The following is a 15,175-nucleotide window of genomic DNA, read 5'->3' as shown; positions in this document are numbered from 1 at the left end:
CGTCCCGCGGTCTTTTTGCCGCCCCCGCCAGAGGGACGATTATGAATCAGCCGGGTACGCAGTTCGTCGAGATAGCCGTCCTCGGCGGCGACGACGCTCTTCGGACCGCGGTCCGCGAGGCGGGCGGATCGGTCGTCCGAACGGCCGACGCGGACGCCGTCGTCGCCGCGGGCGAGCCGGCGCTCCGCGAGGCGACCGAGACGGTGGCTGGAACGCCCATCCTCCCGGTCGATGTCGGCGACTCTCCCCATTCGGTACCTCCGCAGCGCGCGCCGACGGCCCTGGATCGCCTGATCCGCGGCGAGGGGCGCGTCGTGTCCCACCCGCGCCTCACGGCCACGGTCGCCGGGGAGACGGTTGGCGACGCGCTCCTCGACGTGACGCTCGTCACCGGCGACCCGGGGCGGATCTCCGAGTACGGCGTGACGCTCGAGGGCGACCGCCTCGACAGCTTCCGGGCCGACGCGGTCGTCGCAGCCACGCCGCTGGGGAGCGGCGGCTACGCGGCGGCCGCCGGCGGCGCCAAGCTCGCGGCCGACACCGGGCTGATCGTCGTCCCGATCGCGCCGTTCGAAACCCGGTCGGACACGTGGGTGGTTCCGGACCGCGTGACCCTGACCGTCGAACGCGACGAGGGACCCGTCGAGCTCGTGGTCGACGATGAGGTCCGGCGGACCGTCCCCGCACACGAGCCGGTCGAGGTGACGGCCGGCGGGGACGTGCCCCTCGTGCGCGTGCCGTCGGGCGCGCCGTCCGCCGAGTAGCTCGCCGGGGGAACGATTGGAAAAGCTCTAAAGAGTCGTGGTCCGACTATCCGGTATGGACCCACTGCAGTTCCTCGTCCCGCTCGGCTGGATCGAGGTGGTCGGGCCGGTGCTGCCGTTCGCCATTCTCGTCCTGGCACTCGCCAACGTGGCGACGCGCCACCTCGCCCACGCACAGCACGTGGAACAGGCCGAGTCGTCCGACAGCGTCGACCGGTTCCTGCCCCACGTCTTCACGAACGTCGGCCTCGTCCTTCTGAGCAGCCTGTTCACGCTGTATCAGGCCACCGGCGGCGTCCTGCTGACGACGTTCGCCGTCACCGTGCTCATCGCCGACGTGTTCGAGTTCGAGGCGCGGAACCTCGAGGCGCGCAACGACATGACCATCGAGCGCCCCAAAAGCGCCATCGCCGCGTCGTCGCTCGTGCTGCTGTACGCCGCCTACTACGTCCTCACGGCGCTGAACGCGACTTTCTGGTCGTCGCTGTTCGCCTGAACCTCGCGCCCCTTCTTCCGCCCGTTCGACCGTCGTGGTCCCGCGTGACCGACCCGTCGTTCTCGGAGTTACCGTTCCTCGTCACTGTCCGGCACCTCGACAGGGTCAGCCGCTTCGTTCGTCCTGGTCGTCACGACCTGCTCGCGCCGACTGCCGAACGAACCGGCCGATGAGCTCGCGGCGTTGCGGCCGACAGCGGAGCGGCCGGCGGCGGAGCAGCGGAGCGGCCGGCACGGGCAGCGCCACGGCTCCGGACCTCGGCTGGACCACAAAAGGGGACCGCAGGCCGCTGCGTCAGTTCGACGCGTCGGCGCGGCTGCGGCGAAGCTCGCGGAGCGCCGGGATGATCACCCAGAACGTGAGCGGGCCGAGGACCATCAGCCAGAAGAACAGGTCGCTCGCGAAGATTGCGACCGCGTCGTAGATCCCGTTCGGCTCCGGCGGTTCGACGGTGAGCTGCTGGATCCGCTCGAACGAGGGCGTCCGGTACCAGCCGGCGAAGAAGAACCAGCCGAGGGCCCCCACCATCGAGATGGCGAACCCCTTCATGAATTCGTCAGCCATTGTCTGAGTCTTCGGCGGAGTCCTCTTGAGACTTTCCCATTCCCTGAGCGCGGAACCGGGTTCCCAGGACGTACACGGCCGAGCCGAAGGTGATCGAGGCGAGACCCGCGACCGCGAGCACGGCGGTCAGCGTGTCCGCGGGCGGTGTGACCCCGACCGCGGTCAAAAGCCCCGTCAACAGCCGCCGAAGCGTGCTCGTCTGGAGCGTCGCGGCGTCTAAGAGTAGGAAGCCGAAGATGAACGTCACGACCGCGATGAGCGTCGAGAAGACGGTCACGACCTTGTACAGCGACAGCGGGACGACCACCTCGCGGCCGCCCGGTCCCTCGCGGGCCCCCACCGGCTCCGGTTCGGGGCGCTCCTCCTTGGGGAGGGGGTCGCCAGTTTCGTCGTCGCGTCGCTCGTCGGCGCCGGTCGGATCGGATGACGGTGGGGCCATGAGGAACGTGGTGCGGGAACGGCGGGTAGTGGATAGGGGACGGCGGGTCGTGACGGAGTCACGCCGGCCGCGCCGGGCGGTCGTCGCTCGTCACGGTGCGTCGTGCGGGCGCTACTTCGGCGGGCGCAGCCGGTAGTAGCGCTTGTTGAGGTCGTACATGTACCCCTCGCGCATCGTCTTGAGGACGGCGTAGGTCAGGATCGCCGCGACGATGGGCAGGGTGAACGTGAGCGTGAGCAGCAGCTCGAGCTCGAACGGGAAGAAGTTCTGGATGGCCAGCGCCGCCAGCGTGAACGACAGCACGACGCCGGAGATGCCGACCGCGGACCAGAACGGCTGCTCGACCGGCCGCCGCGCGCTCCCCTTGTTGAGGAACGGCACCAGCGCGAGGATCCCAAAGATGACCCCGTGGGCGGCGACCCCGTAGAACTGGTCGGAGAGGACCTTCTCACCGCCGAGCACCGCCAGCTCGGGGTTGATGGGGTTGAGCTTCAACAGCCCGAACGACCAGTAGAGGTACCAGTCCGGCAGGATGACCGCGGGCGTGGAGTTCGGGTTCGCCGGGTTCATGAACTCGGGCGGCAGCGCCGCGGCCACGAGGATGATGATCCCGACGAAGAAGCTCGTGATCGCGAGGTTGCGGATCGTCTCGTGGGGCCACGTCGGGAAGCCGAGCACGTCGCGCTCGACGTAGTCGGACTCCTGCCGGAGGTCCTGGTCCTCGCGGCGGGAGCGCTCGAAGTACTCGTAGGTGAGCCGCGAGAGGCCGCGGCTCCGCTCCTTGCGTTCCGTCCAATCGGGCGTCTCGTCGTCGGGCGGAACGATGCCCGTCCCGCCGTCGGTTCTGATCTCGGTGGTGTCGTCTGATTCGGTCATTGGCTTAGTGGGGTTCCGCGATGCCCTGCACCCAGACGATGCCGACGTGGAGCGCGATGAGCGCCGTCACCACGAACGGCAGCAGGAACACGTGCAGGATGTACATTCTCACGAGCGTCGCCTGTCCGAGCGTGAAGCCGCCGAACACGAGCTGTGCGGCCCACTCGCCGACGAGCGGCGTCGCCAGCGCCATCTCGACGCCGATCTGTCCGGCCCAGAACGAGAGCTGGTACCACGGGAGCAGGTAGCCGGTGTACCCGAACAGCAGGGTGAGGCCGATGAGGACGATACCGAGCACCCAGTTGACCTCGCGGGGCTCCTTGTACGCGCCCGTGAAGTAGACGCGCAACATGTGGAGGAACACCGCGGCGACCATGAACTGGGCCGCCCAGCGGTGGATCCCGCGGAGCATGAGGCCGAACTGCACGTCCTTCATGATGCTCTCGACGGAGATCCACGCGGCGGTCGGGTCCCCCGCCGCCGCGGCGCCCGCGGTCGAGGGGGAGTAGTAGAACCCGAGCAGCGCGCCCGAGACCGCCGCGACGAGGTACGCGATGATCGAGAGGGACCCGAGCGAGTAGAGCGGGTACCAGTACCAGAACTTGTTGTCGAGGTCGTACTGTTCCGTGTGGCTCTTCGGCATCTGCAGGTTGACGCGGTAGTACATCGTCTCCAGCAGTTCGAGGTAGTCGACGATGCGCAGCCGCTTGTCGAGCCAGATGAGCGTGGTGAGGAAGGCCGTCTCGACGGGCGTCAGGTCCTTCCGCTTGAGCCACGCGTCGTGGTCGAAGTCGTCTTTCTTTTCGAGGCTCATTGGTCGTTACCGTTTGTAGTAGGGGTAGATCGCTCGTTTCACCGTGTCCCAGGCCGCCTCGCCGTCAGCGAGACTGGTGCCGTCGGCGTCCTCCTCGCGGACGTAGAGGTCCTCCCACTTGCGGCGGCGCTTCTTGACCACCATCACGTCGGGGAGGAACTCCTTGCGGTACAGAAGCAGGATGAACGCCAGGTCGATGAAGATCAGCGCCAGCAGGCCGCCGACGAACTGGTTGCCGAACAGGGTCGACGCCCACGCGGACATCAGCCCGTAGACGAACAGGAAGACCAACGCGATCTCGATGATCGTCAGCAGGACGATCCCGATCGCGGCGGCGGTGCTCTCGCGGGCGGGCTCGTAGCGGTGGATGTCGCCGTAGGAGGAGGTGTCCCCCGCCATCAGCGCCTCCCGTGCCCGGCGTGGGCGGTTTCACCGTACTTCAGCGCGTAGAACGTGAACACGATCGTCAGCGAGATGCCGACCCCGGAGACGAGGCCGACCCAGTGCGGATGGAGCGGGACGCCGATGTCGTGGATGTCCTCGGGCCAGCCGTTGCTCGGGCCGCCGACCTCCACGGTGGGGACGTCCTCGCCGACCGCGATCCCGCCGTGCATGCCGGTCGAGGAGTGCGGGTCACACTGGTAGTGGGTGATTCCCGCGTCCTCCTCGCTGGTCTCGTACTCGAAGGTGTGCCCCTCCTCGCCGACGATCTCGCTCTCGAAGGACGCGGGGCCGTCGACCGCGTGCACGTTGTGGTCGCCGCCCGCACCGACCCACTCCCAGATGATCGTCGTTCCGGGGTCGACCCAGATCTTGGTCGGGTCGAACGCCAGCCCGTCGCCGGCACCGACCGAGACCGTCACTTCGTCCTGTCCGCGGGCGTCGAGATAGGTGTTGACGTTGCCCTCCACGGCGCTTGGCCAGTCGGGCTGTACCTCCTGGGCTGCCGCCGTCCCGGCCGCAGCGGAGGTAGCCGCGGCCGCGGCCGTCGCCCCGCCGGCCGTACGCATAAAGTCCCGCCGTTTCATACGGTCAGAAGTCAGGACGGCCTGCGCTTAAACCCACCGACTATCGCCGGTCGTCGGGACGACGCGCTCGCGGCTCAGTACGGCGTTCTCGGCGGTCTGGGTGCCGCCGCGGGCCGGCCGGATCGGTCAGCGATCCGCCCCCGAGTCGCCCCCCTCCTCGACACCCTCGGGGAGGTACCCCTCGCGCTCCTCGGCAGCCTGCAGCGCGCGGAGTCGCTCGCGGTACTCCTCGGAGCGAAACCGGTCCGAGAGCCGGGCGTTCGCGACCGTCGAGAACAGGAACAGTCCCGCGAGCGCGAACAGCCCACCGACCAAGGGCGCGAAGAGGGTCTCCACGCCGAGGAAGAGCCACGCCCCGACGAGCGCCACGCCCGCCAGCAGCTGCGTCCCGGCGATGGCCTGCATCATCAGGTTCCCGAGCTCGCCGGAACCGCTCTCGACCTCCTCGGGGTCCGGTAGCTCCCAGTTCTCGGGCGGCGTCGGCGGATCGTAGCTCTCCATCGAACAGAGCACGACCGTGGGCTCGATTTCCTGTAACACGGTGCCGCGGCCGCGCACCTCGCCGGTCGGTCGGACGACCGCGTACCCCTCGTCCGAGTAGAGCACCAGTCGCTCCTCGTCCTCCTCGACGATCCGGTCGAGCACGCCGAACACCTCGCGGCTCGCGATCCGGGACTGGAGCGTCCGCTCCACCCGGTCGAGGAGCTCGGGTCCGGTGATCCACGTGTCGGCGTCGAAGACGGCCTCCCATTCGTCGCCCGTCATCGACGCCATGTCCGCGGGGCCGAACTCCTCGAAGTCGTACGTCTCCTCCACCTCGCGCCGGAGGGCTTCGAGGTCGGCGTCCTCGTCCGCGGCCGGGCCGGCGTTCCCCGCGCCCTCACCGGACGGGTCGGTGTCGGTCATTGGCGGGCGTACGGGACGCGCAGGGTAACCGTTTTCGTCCTCCCGCCGGACCGCATCGGGCGGAACCGGGAGGCTTTACGCGCCCGCCCACCAACCGCCACGGTAGATGGCCGAGATGCCCCTCGCCGCGGCCGTTACCGCCCTCGCCGTCACCGCGAGCCTCCCCTTCTTCCTCTACGGCGCGTGGGTGATGATCGACGCCGAACTGGTCACGTGGGACCTGCTGATCTACCACCTCAAGTTCGTGGTCACGGGGCTGGTGCTCACGACGGTCCCGCTCGTCGGGTGGATGCTCCCGCGGCTGTTCGAGCAGCTCTCCGGGCTCGCCGCGGTCCACGCGTTCCTCGGCCTGCAGGCGTACGCCCTCCTGACGTTCGCACTCACCGGCATCGTCCGCATCTTTCAGGCGAAGCGGGACGCGGACCTCTACGACGACCCCGCGGCCGAGGCGACCGCGGACATCGACGAACTCCACGAGAACATGAGCCACTGGCGAACCCGCCTCCGCGTCGGCGTCTTCGGCTTCACGCTGCTGTGGATCCTCGCGTGGATCTCGGGGCTCTACCGGTTCTACCTGCTGTACGTGGCGTGAGACTATGGCGTTGTGAGTGGGGTTGGTGTTGCTCGTCACTGCGTTTGTGACTGTTCCGTGACTGGTGGCAGCCTCACTACTGGTGACAGCAACACCTCGAAAGCCCCAGCCGGCTCGACCGGCCGCGCCTCGCTGTCGTCCGAAAATCGGAGATTTTCGGGATGACGAAAGAGCTTTGCTCTTTCGAACCACGCTCCTCGAACAGTCGCGGCGACACAGGGTCGCCGCGGGACTGCGGTGCTTACGTCGTCGGGGCCGGACCGAGCCGGCTGCCCCTTTCAGTCCCACCCACCGCCCCGCGACCGCACAGCACCGCAGCCTCACGCCTCCCCAGCCTCGGCCGCGGGCCGGCCGCGAAACCGCAGCGCAGGCGGCCGGCCCGCGCCCTCCCTCGCACGGTCGCGGCGACACGCGTTGCGGTCGCCGCGGCGCGCGCCGACCGCGCCACCGCGGGACGAACGTTTTTCGCGTATTAGGCAGAACTCCCGCCGTGAGTGCAGCCTGATCGCTCGTTCTTCGACACGTCGGCTCGCCGGCTGTCCCGCGCTTGGCGCGCGCGCGAGCAACGCGCGCGAGGGAAGCCCGCCCGCGGCCGGAGCAACGCGAAGGCCGCGGGCGGCTGAGGCTGGGGAGGTGTGAGGCCACGCGTGCCTCGACAGCCAATGTGGAGACTCACCGAGCAGCCAGTCGCGACGACCGAACGGACGAACCACGTCCTGGCGTCTCCGGCGCGCTACTGCACGCCGGAGGCTCGCGAGACGCGGTTTGTCTCGCGGCGGACTGAAAGGGCGAGGCCGGTCGCGCCGGAGGGGAGTCGCTGAGCAACCTCTATCGGCGCGGTCTGTGTCTCCGGCGTCGCCGTGAGCGCGGTGCGGAGCGAACGGCGGCTCGAAAATCTCCGATTTTCGGCGCGCCACTGCACGCCGGAGGGCAGCGAGACGCGGGTTGTCTCGCCGGTCGGAGAGCGCCGATATGTTGCTCAGCGGCCGCGAGCGGCCGAGGGCTTTCTGGGTTGGCAGCAAGCGCAGCAAGACGTTTGACCACACAAACACCAGCGTATCGCGGGCTGTCTGAGGTCTCCTACGCGTTCACGCCACACACGGAGAACCGCTTTTTCACACAAAGATCAACGTATCGCCAGTCGTCAGACGAACGAGCCGAGACCGGTCTGCTCCTGGCCGGTCTTGACCTCTTCCCACGAAGTGCCCAGCGCCTCGATGACGCGCTCGATGGGACCTTTCAGGGTCTTGTCGAGCATCTTCTCCCAGTCGACCGCGAACTCCTCGGGGATCTGGTCGGCGTACTCGAAGCAGATGACGTCCGGATCGCGCTTGAACTCGCCGTACAGCGGGTCCGTCTGGGGGTCGAGCCCGCGCTCGTTCTCCATCCGCTGCCAGAAGTCGGGGTGGACCTTCTCCAGGTAGAGCCGTTTCGGCTTCGAGCCGCGGTCGAAGTTCGTGCCGAGCAGGAGGTTGGCGTACTTCGCGCCGCGGACCTGCGCGGTGTCGGTGTCGTAGGCGTCGAGCCGCTTGCCGATGCCGCCGGGGATGCCCACCTTCTCCAAGTCCATGTTCCCGGTCAGGAAGTCGTCGATGACGTCCGAGAGGTAGGTCGTCACCTCCTCCAGATCGGCGTCGATGTCGTCGCCGGTGACGATGAGCTCGATGACGTGCTTTTGCACCTCCTTGGTGATCGGCGCGATGTCCGACCGCTTGTACTCGAAGCCCGTGATGTCGATGTCGTCGACGTCTTTCCCCTCCTTCCAGACGATGTGGCCCGCGTAGCGCTTCTTCTTGCCCGCCTGGAAGAAGCGGCGGTAGAGCTTCTCGAACTCGATCTGGAAGCGGTGGAACTCCGCGTTCAGCTCCTCGCGTGCGAACTCGTCGTACGACTCGTTGATGTGGTCCTCGATGGCGAACGACTGCTCGATGGCGTCCTCTTTGGACACGTCGGACCCGAGCTCCAGCATGATACTGTCAGTATCCCCATATGTAACTTCTTTGTCAATTTCTGCGGCCGCGTCCTCGGTGAAGTCGATCACCTCGCGGCCGGTCGCCGTGACGGCCGCCGCGCCCTCCTTGTCGTACAGCCGGAACCGGTCCCACCCCGTGACGCCGTACAGTGACTGCCCGACGAACTGGAACTTGCCGTCCCGGCCGGCAAGCAGGGTGTGATTGTCCTCGACGGTCACGCAGTATGCGCCGTCCTCAGCCGTGCTCGTCCCGCCTGAACGGTGCATCCGGAAGCTGTTTTTCGATTTTTCGGTGCAGTAGATGCGCCACGAACCACTGTCGTGGTTGACGCTCGCGGTCAGTCCCAGGTGCGCGCAGAGGCGCAGGACGTCGTCGCGAAGGCGTTCGCTGGACGTCGTGTACCGCCAGCTGTTCGGTTGTCGGTCACCGTCGCCAGCGATGAGCGTGTCGAGGAACAGCTGTTTCTGGTCCCGGCTCAGGCCGAACACCAGGTTCGGAACCCGTTTCTGAAAGCTGTCGCTCCCGCACGCGTCCACGAGCCAGTCACCAAGGAGCTTCGACGTGAACTGATAGCCTCGTTCGTCGACGTACGCGTCGAAGCCTATCCTGTCGAGGAGGTCACCGATGGCCGAGTGGTCGTCCCGCTCGCCACCATCGGCGACCGCGTCACCCGGAATCGCGTCCTGCGCGATGTTCACCTTCGTGGCGCTTCCCCGGAAGTTCTCGCCGAACTGCTTGTCCTCAGAGGTGTACACGGAACCTTCGGTGACGTACCACGCGAGTAGTTCGAGAAAGTCGTCCCCGTCGTAGAACCGAGGGATCCACTTCCGGCCGCGCTCGGCATGGACGTAGAAGTTCGAACAGTTGGTGTCCAGGTATTCCCGGTGTTCCTCGAATTCGTCGGCACTGAACACGTAGCCGGTGCCCTGTTCGCCCTGCTTCTGCATCTTGTCGGGGTAGTACCCGATCTCGGCGGCGAGCGTGTGGCCGTGGATGTCGTTATCGCACCAAACCTCGTAGTCACCGTCCATCAGTTCAGTGAGGTCGACGCGGTCGAGCGGGTCGCCGTCCGGACCGTCCCAGTCGTGCGGGAGTTCGTAGTGCGAGGCGTCGTTGAGATCACCGGCTTCCACGAACTGGAAGTCCTCCCAGGATGCACCGTTCTTGTCGTCCTTCCGGACGAGCATGCGATGGTTCGGGGTGACGCTGAAGTCGACTTTGCTCGTCTCGATGTCGACCATCTCACCGCGATACTCCGGGTACTCGTGGGTCTCGGTGACCGGTTTCACCTCCATCTCCATCGAGTCCGGATCCAGCGAGTACACGTCATCGCCGACCTCGAGATCGCGGATGTTCCTGACGCCCTCCGGCGTCAGCACGTCGGTGTCCGACGAGAAGCAGTTCATGATGACCTTCACGGCCGCCTGCTGGCGGTCGTACTGCTCGTACGCCTGACTGTCGGGGTCGTGCTCGTTGCGGAGCGCCTTCTTGTCCTCGCGCTCGCTGAGCAGTTCGTCGACCATCTCGCGCATGATGCCGTCCGGCTGCTTGCGGAAGTGGGTCCCGTTGGGGGCGACGTACGTCTCGCCGTCGAACGCCTCGGGGTCGACCTTCGTCTCCGGGCCGGCGTTGATCGTCACCATGCACATCGGGTAGAGGCTCTTCAAGTCCAGCACGGTGACGTTCTCCTTGACGCCGGTGATGGGGTCGAAGACGGCGCCCCCCTCGAACTCCTCGGACTCCTGTTGGCCCTTCGTGGGGAGCGCGAACTTGCCGAACGCCTTGTGGAGGACGTACACGTCGACGGTGTCGCCAGGGGTCGGCGCGTCCTCGATCTTGCAGCCGACGAACTTCCGCACCTCGTCCCAGAAGGCGATCACGTCCTGCTTGCGGTCGATCTCGACGCACAGCTCCACGTCGCGGAGGTTGTACTCCAGCAGGCGCTCGGGGTCCTGCTCCCAGAGGTCGCCGATGTCGCCGGCGTAGCGCTCCTTGCCCGCGCCGAGTTCCATCTCCGCGACCGCGTCGAGCCGGTACGACTCCAGCTCCGTGAACTGCGTGCGCTTGTAGGCGTACAGCAGGTCGAAGACGACGCGGCCCTTGATGTCGGGGCCGCCCCACCCGGAGCGCCACACCTCGCCGATACGGGAGAGGCGGTCGAGCGAGAGGTCGCGGTCGTGGTCCGGGCGTTTCGCGACCTCCTCCATCCGGTCGAGGAGGTAGGGGGCGTCGAAGTCCTCGAAGTTCCACCCCGTCAGGATGTCCGGGTCCGTCTCAACGAGGTAGTCGACGTAGTCGTCGAGCATCGCCGGTTCGTCGTCGAAGGTTCGGACCTCGAAGGTCACGTCGCTCACGAGCCCCTCGTAGCCCGGGAGTTCGTCGGGGGGTTCGACCGCGGCGTCGTCCGACTCGAACAGCCAGACGACGTACTCGTCGCGGTAGGAGTCGTGGCTGGTGAGACAGATGATCGGCTCCTCGCCGTCCTCGGGGAAGCCGTTGCGGTCGTCGACCTCGATGTCGAGGTTGTGGACGCGCATCTCCGCGTCGACCGCGGCCGGTTCGAGGTGGCCCTCGTGGACCTGCAGGCGGCCGTCGTCGAGGCGACGCTCCTCGATGCGGATCCCGCCGTTGATCCCGTTGTCGATCAGGAAGCGGTTCGGGAAGAGGATGTCCGCTTCGAAGGAGGTCTCGAAGTCGTCGCGGATGGTCCCCACGTCGCGGGGCGTCCGCGTCACGATCTTCGTGAGCGGTTCGCCGCGGATGCTCTCGTAGGGGTCGCCGTCGGGGTCCGCCTCGCGGGTACCGATCACCACGTCGTACGCCTCCTCGGGGTCACGGTCGAGGTCCTCCGTCGGGACGTAGAAGTACGGCTCTACGCCGAGGACGCGGATGTGCTCGGTCACGTCGTCGCCGTCCTCGACCGGCCGGCGGCCGAAGACGTGGACGACGGGGTACTCGCCGGCGCCGTGGCCCTCCACGGCGTAGTCGACCTGCGTGATCATCAGTTCGACCGTCCCGGTCGAGTCCGGGAACTTCGCCTCGTCGACGTCGACCACGTCGCTGACGCGCCCGCGGCCGTTGCCGGCGACGACGCGCGCCTCCTCGGTCACGTCGTCCGGGCGGTCGTCGGGGCCCTCCCCGCCGTCCGCGCCGTCCGAACCGAAGTCCGAGAGCCCGCTCTGAGTCATGGGCGCCCTTTGGCGCACCCGGCTAAAAAGGTCGGCCTTTCGCCCCCCGCGGCCGTCCCGAGGAGCGCCTGCGTGCTCCGTAGCGAATCGCCCGGGGGCGGTCGGCTCGCCCGATGGGAACTGGCCCGCTCGCGGCGACGGAAAGGCATTTACCTTGTGACACCATACCACGCGGCGTGACCTCGAACTCACACGCCGACGACGGGACGGTGGAGCGTGCGGACGACCGTGCGGCCGCGGGTGACGCGGAGGCCGTGGTGGAGGCGTACGAGGACGACGGGAGCGTGGTCCTCTTCGAGGCGGAGAACCCGCTCGCGTGGGTCGAGGCGACGCGAACGGTGGCGCTGCGCGACGCCGCCTGACCGGGGCAGCGCCGCGTCGGAATCTCAACGGGGTGGCTGTGACTGACACACCGGAACCCCTTTCCTGCCAGTTCCCCAACCGTGAGCCGTGTTTCCGGGAGACGACGGCGACGGGTCGGGCGACGCCTTCGAGGACGCGCTGGGCGGCTTCGACGAGGCGTCGCCCGAGGAGTCCGAGCTCGGCCCCGAGACGCCGAGCGTCACCGACTACGGGAACCGCTTTCCCGAGGCGAGCGACGAGGACCTCGCCGGGAGCCTCTCGGACCTCCACCCCGACACGGCCCGGACGTTCATCATCTGTGCCGTCCTCGCCAACGCGGCCGTCCTGCTCGTCAGCCTCGGCGCGATGCTCGCGTACTTCCGCGGGATGACGCAGCTCGGCGGCGGCATGATCGTGTTGGGACTGTTCGCGGCCCTCCGAACGTACATGCAGTACGCCAACTGGCGGGAGCGGTACGAGGAGCGGGAGGCCGCGGCCGACGCGGAGGCCGATGCCGCAAGGGCGGAGGCGAAGGGCGTGGAAGTGACGGCGGACGCGGACGCCGAGGAGACGGCGGACGCGGACGCCGCCGACGCGGCCCCCGCGAGCGATGACGAGAGCCCGGAACGCTAATCCGCCCCGACCGCCTTTTCGGACCTGATGCGAACCGTCCGCGACGCCGACGGCCGGCGCTACCTCCTCGTCAAGCGCTCGGACCAGTCGAGCCTCGTCCGCGACCCCGAGTCCGGTGCGGAGCGCTACCTCGAGAACGACCGGATCGAGCCGGTCGAGGGGGAGTCTCCGCTGGAGACGGCAGCGAGCGGCGTTCCCGACCCGGTCCGGCGCGTCGTGACCGCCGCCCACGACGACCGGTCCCTCGGCCTGCTGGTGGCCCTTTCCGACGACGGCCCGCGCCCGGTCGTAGGCCTACTCGACGCCTTCGACCTCTGCGAGTCGGACCTCCACGGCCTGCTCGCGGAGTTCCGCGCCGCCGGACTGGTCGAAGAAGCCGAGACGCCCGGCGGCCGCGGCTACGCCGCGACGGAGACGACCGAGCGCGCGGTCGCGCTGCTGCGTGACGACGGCGACCCGTAGGACTGCGTGACCTCACGCCGACTGCGGCCGCGGCCTCACTCCGACTGCAGCCGGCGTTTTACCTCGTCCGCGTACGCGTCCGCGAGCCGCGTCGGCTCGGGGAGCTTGTAGCCCGCACAGAGCCGTCCGACGAGGTCCCGCGTCGTCCCGGCGCTCACGCGGTGGCCCGGGCTGACGTAGAGGGGGTTCACGCGCCGGCTGTTGGGGTACTGTCTGGACTGATAGGCGTGCCCGATGACGGTGCCGTCGGGCGCCTCCACCGAGTCGTCGGCACGGATCGGCGTGGACCAGCCCTCCGGGCGCTCCTCGGTCGCGTCGTCCGGGTCGCCGCACAGTAGGCTCTTGGCGACGCCGACGCTGGGCAGGTCGAGCGCGACGCCGACGTGCGTGGCGATGCCGGCCTGTCGGAAGTGGATCCGTCCGGAGCCGTCGAACACCGCGAGGTCGGGGGACACGGAGAGCGTCCCGAGCGCGTCGAGGATCGGTCCGCCCTCGCGGAACGCCAACAGCCCGGGAACGTACGGGATCGACAGCGGCGAGACGGCGTGGGTTCGCTCGATCACCGCGCCGCCCTGTAGCGCCACCGCGGCGGAGACGACGGCGTCGTCCAGAAACGCCTGGTCGACGCCGACGACGACCGGCGCCTCGGGGTCGACGCCCGGCGCGTGCTCGGGGTCGACGGCCGCCGGGACGCCGGTCGTCAGGTCCGCGGCCGCCTCGACGCGGACCGCCTCGGGGTCGAACGGGAACTCGTCCGCGAACGTCGCCGCCTCGGCGATCTCGCGCTGGAGTGCCTCCATCTCCGCGCGGGACAGGTCCGGGTCGGGGACGAACTCGGGGCGCGCCAGATCGAGCGTCGACCGCGGTCGGGCGTCGGCGTCCGGGGCCCCGGTCATCGCCGCCTCCCCGGTCCGGTCGTCATCGCCGCCTCCCCGGACCGCCGGGGCCGCCGGGGCCGCCCGGACCGCGCGAGACGCGAGCCGTTCGCCCGCCGCCGCCCCGAACGGGCCCGGTCCCCTCGACGCGGTACCCGTACGCGAGGCCGACGACGAACCCGAGCAGGTGCGCGAGGTGGCCGATCCGGCCCATCCCGACCGCGGCGGCGATGTCCGGTTGGATCACGAACAGCAGCGACAGCGCCGCCAGCCCGTAGGTGAGCACCTTGATCTTCATCGGGATCACGAAGAACAGGAGCACCTCGAGGTTCGGCCGCAGAACGGTGACGACGCCGAGGATCGCGAACACGGCCCCGGAGGCGCCGAGCGCAGCCTGCGCATTGCCCATCGCGAGCGCGTAGGCGGTGCTGCCGACGCCCGCGATCACGCCGGCGACGAGGAAGAACGCCGCGAACCGCTTCGACCCGACGTACCGCTCCACGAGCGGGCCGAAGAAGAACAGCCCGATGCTGTTGGCGACGATGTGGAACAGCCAGCCGGGGTCGTGAGCGAACACCGACGTGACCCACGTCCAGACGTAGAGGGGGTTGGCCGTGGAGAGCATGAAGACGTCGCGGAAGGCGGCCTCGCCGAACAGTCCGAGCACCACCCACTCCAGCACGAACACGACCCACATGACCGCGAGGAAGAGGTAGGTGACGTTCCCGCGGAACGCCCGGAGGAGCCCGCCGGTCGAGGAGATCCCTCGAACGCCGCGTTTCACTCGGTCGGCGAAGCCGCGGACGCCGCCCGCCGGGCCGACACCGCGTCGGCCGCCGGCCCCGCTGGTTCCGGTGCCGCCGAGCCCGCCGAGAATACCGTCACCGCTCGACTCGCCCGACGAGCCGCCGGAGCGTCGCGCGGCGTCGGTGTCGCTCTCGAACACGCCCGAGGGGTCGTCCCAGTTCGCCAAGCCCGGGCAGTCGTGGTTCTCCGGGAGGCGGTGTTCGGAACAGAAGGACTGCCCGCACCGGTGACACTGGTACGGGAGGTTCTCGTACTCCCCGCACTCGTCGCACGTTGCCATCGCTCCCTCTTGTCGACCCCCGCCTAAAGCGGTTTGGCTCGCGAGGGGACACACCGTGCGGTCGGCGCTCGCGAACGGCTCGGTATCCGTCGGCGCCACGAACCGCCCGACAGACGGCCACCGGCGACCGCGGGTG

At 68.6% G+C, this 15,175-nt stretch carries 16 protein-coding genes; 6 read left to right on the top strand and 10 right to left on the bottom strand.

The window, feature by feature from the left end; all coding sequences use genetic code 11:
• Nucleotides 1–41 precede the first annotated feature (41 nt).
• Both ACZ432_RS10195 and ACZ432_RS10190 read left to right on the top strand, forming a co-directional pair.
• Complete coding sequence (locus tag ACZ432_RS10195; protein ID WP_426964496.1) at nucleotides 42–764, top strand: NAD(+)/NADH kinase; 723 nt, start codon at nucleotides 42–44, stop codon at nucleotides 762–764.
• A 55-nt stretch (nucleotides 765–819) separates the two neighbouring features.
• Entirely contained in the window at nucleotides 820–1,260 is a 441-nt protein-coding gene (locus ACZ432_RS10190; RefSeq protein WP_426964495.1) for a DUF7313 family protein, read from the top strand.
• Between the two features lie 294 nt (nucleotides 1,261–1,554).
• On the opposite strand, the gene ACZ432_RS10185 is transcribed toward ACZ432_RS10190, so the two are convergent.
• The 7 genes from ACZ432_RS10185 to ACZ432_RS10155 form a co-directional block, all read right to left on the bottom strand.
• Nucleotides 1,555–1,824, bottom strand: a complete 270-nt coding sequence (locus ACZ432_RS10185; protein ID WP_426964494.1) for a DUF7314 family protein — start codon at nucleotides 1,822–1,824, stop codon at nucleotides 1,555–1,557.
• Nucleotides 1,817–2,263: a DUF7315 family membrane protein gene (locus tag ACZ432_RS10180; protein ID WP_426964493.1), complete on the bottom strand. Its 447-nt coding sequence runs from the start codon at nucleotides 2,261–2,263 to the stop codon at nucleotides 1,817–1,819. Before ACZ432_RS10180 ends, ACZ432_RS10185 begins: the two co-directional genes overlap by 8 nt.
• Before the next feature lie 111 nt (nucleotides 2,264–2,374).
• Nucleotides 2,375–3,139 (bottom strand): cytochrome b family protein, encoded by a 765-nt coding sequence (locus ACZ432_RS10175; protein WP_426964492.1) that lies wholly within the window; start codon nucleotides 3,137–3,139, stop codon nucleotides 2,375–2,377.
• A 4-nt stretch (nucleotides 3,140–3,143) separates the two neighbouring features.
• Nucleotides 3,144–3,953: a cytochrome b gene (locus ACZ432_RS10170; RefSeq protein ID WP_426964491.1), complete on the bottom strand. Its 810-nt coding sequence runs from the start codon at nucleotides 3,951–3,953 to the stop codon at nucleotides 3,144–3,146.
• Nucleotides 3,954–3,959: 6 nt separating this feature from the next.
• Nucleotides 3,960–4,352, bottom strand: coding sequence for a DUF7318 family protein (locus tag ACZ432_RS10165; protein WP_426964490.1), 393 nt, complete (start codon nucleotides 4,350–4,352; stop codon nucleotides 3,960–3,962).
• Nucleotides 4,352–4,981 (bottom strand): plastocyanin/azurin family copper-binding protein, encoded by a 630-nt coding sequence (locus ACZ432_RS10160; RefSeq protein WP_426964489.1) that lies wholly within the window; start codon nucleotides 4,979–4,981, stop codon nucleotides 4,352–4,354. Before ACZ432_RS10160 ends, ACZ432_RS10165 begins: the two co-directional genes overlap by 1 nt.
• Before the next feature lie 126 nt (nucleotides 4,982–5,107).
• Nucleotides 5,108–5,887, bottom strand: a complete 780-nt coding sequence (locus ACZ432_RS10155) for a DUF7319 domain-containing protein (protein ID WP_426964488.1) — start codon at nucleotides 5,885–5,887, stop codon at nucleotides 5,108–5,110.
• Nucleotides 5,888–5,993: 106 nt separating this feature from the next.
• Between ACZ432_RS10155 and ACZ432_RS10150 the strand changes: the two genes are divergently transcribed.
• The gene (locus ACZ432_RS10150) at nucleotides 5,994–6,479 is read left to right on the top strand and encodes a DUF7321 family protein (protein ID WP_426964487.1); all 486 of its coding nucleotides are present in this window, start codon (nucleotides 5,994–5,996) and stop codon (nucleotides 6,477–6,479) included.
• Nucleotides 6,480–7,623: 1,144 nt separating this feature from the next.
• On the opposite strand, the gene ACZ432_RS10145 is transcribed toward ACZ432_RS10150, so the two are convergent.
• Nucleotides 7,624–11,640, bottom strand: coding sequence for a DNA polymerase domain-containing protein (locus tag ACZ432_RS10145; protein ID WP_426962417.1), 4,017 nt, complete (start codon nucleotides 11,638–11,640; stop codon nucleotides 7,624–7,626).
• Between the two features lie 209 nt (nucleotides 11,641–11,849).
• On the opposite strand from ACZ432_RS10145, the gene ACZ432_RS10140 reads away from it, so the two are divergent.
• From ACZ432_RS10140 to ACZ432_RS10130, 3 genes are all read left to right on the top strand, one after another.
• Complete coding sequence (locus ACZ432_RS10140) at nucleotides 11,850–12,002, top strand: DUF7331 family protein (RefSeq protein WP_464378864.1); 153 nt, start codon at nucleotides 11,850–11,852, stop codon at nucleotides 12,000–12,002.
• An 88-nt stretch (nucleotides 12,003–12,090) separates the two neighbouring features.
• Nucleotides 12,091–12,615 (top strand): DUF7322 domain-containing protein, encoded by a 525-nt coding sequence (locus ACZ432_RS10135; protein WP_426962419.1) that lies wholly within the window; start codon nucleotides 12,091–12,093, stop codon nucleotides 12,613–12,615.
• 27 nt (nucleotides 12,616–12,642) lie between these two features.
• Nucleotides 12,643–13,077, top strand: coding sequence for a DUF7346 family protein (locus ACZ432_RS10130; protein WP_426962420.1), 435 nt, complete (start codon nucleotides 12,643–12,645; stop codon nucleotides 13,075–13,077).
• Between the two features lie 35 nt (nucleotides 13,078–13,112).
• Here the strand turns inward: ACZ432_RS10130 and ACZ432_RS10125 are convergent, their stop codons facing one another.
• Nucleotides 13,113–13,973: an endonuclease V gene (locus ACZ432_RS10125; protein WP_426962421.1), complete on the bottom strand. Its 861-nt coding sequence runs from the start codon at nucleotides 13,971–13,973 to the stop codon at nucleotides 13,113–13,115.
• Between the two features lie 22 nt (nucleotides 13,974–13,995).
• Complete coding sequence (locus ACZ432_RS10120) at nucleotides 13,996–15,039, bottom strand: rhomboid family intramembrane serine protease (RefSeq protein ID WP_426962422.1); 1,044 nt, start codon at nucleotides 15,037–15,039, stop codon at nucleotides 13,996–13,998.
• Nucleotides 15,040–15,175: the final 136 nt, after the last annotated feature.

Source organism: Haloparvum alkalitolerans (assembly GCF_055381565.1).
This window is presented reverse-complemented; position numbering and strand designations above follow the sequence as displayed.

Excerpts from the sequence above, each read along its gene's own strand:
- ACZ432_RS10195 (WP_426964496.1), top strand. The coding sequence starts at position 42 with ATGAATCAGCCGGGTACGCAGTTCGTCGAGATAGCCGTCCTCGGCGGC.
- ACZ432_RS10190 (WP_426964495.1), top strand. The coding sequence starts at position 820 with ATGGACCCACTGCAGTTCCTCGTCCCGCTCGGCTGGATCGAGGTGGTC.
- ACZ432_RS10185 (WP_426964494.1), bottom strand. The coding sequence starts at position 1,824 with ATGGCTGACGAATTCATGAAGGGGTTCGCCATCTCGATGGTGGGGGCC.
- ACZ432_RS10180 (WP_426964493.1), bottom strand. The coding sequence starts at position 2,263 with ATGGCCCCACCGTCATCCGATCCGACCGGCGCCGACGAGCGACGCGAC.
- ACZ432_RS10175 (WP_426964492.1), bottom strand. The coding sequence starts at position 3,139 with ATGACCGAATCAGACGACACCACCGAGATCAGAACCGACGGCGGGACG.
- ACZ432_RS10170 (WP_426964491.1), bottom strand. The coding sequence starts at position 3,953 with ATGAGCCTCGAAAAGAAAGACGACTTCGACCACGACGCGTGGCTCAAG.
- ACZ432_RS10165 (WP_426964490.1), bottom strand. The coding sequence starts at position 4,352 with ATGGCGGGGGACACCTCCTCCTACGGCGACATCCACCGCTACGAGCCC.
- ACZ432_RS10160 (WP_426964489.1), bottom strand. The coding sequence starts at position 4,981 with ATGAAACGGCGGGACTTTATGCGTACGGCCGGCGGGGCGACGGCCGCG.
- ACZ432_RS10155 (WP_426964488.1), bottom strand. The coding sequence starts at position 5,887 with ATGACCGACACCGACCCGTCCGGTGAGGGCGCGGGGAACGCCGGCCCG.
- ACZ432_RS10150 (WP_426964487.1), top strand. The coding sequence starts at position 5,994 with ATGGCCGAGATGCCCCTCGCCGCGGCCGTTACCGCCCTCGCCGTCACC.
- ACZ432_RS10145 (WP_426962417.1), bottom strand. The coding sequence starts at position 11,640 with ATGACTCAGAGCGGGCTCTCGGACTTCGGTTCGGACGGCGCGGACGGC.
- ACZ432_RS10130 (WP_426962420.1), top strand. The coding sequence starts at position 12,643 with ATGCGAACCGTCCGCGACGCCGACGGCCGGCGCTACCTCCTCGTCAAG.
- ACZ432_RS10125 (WP_426962421.1), bottom strand. The coding sequence starts at position 13,973 with ATGACCGGGGCCCCGGACGCCGACGCCCGACCGCGGTCGACGCTCGAT.
- ACZ432_RS10120 (WP_426962422.1), bottom strand. The coding sequence starts at position 15,039 with ATGGCAACGTGCGACGAGTGCGGGGAGTACGAGAACCTCCCGTACCAG.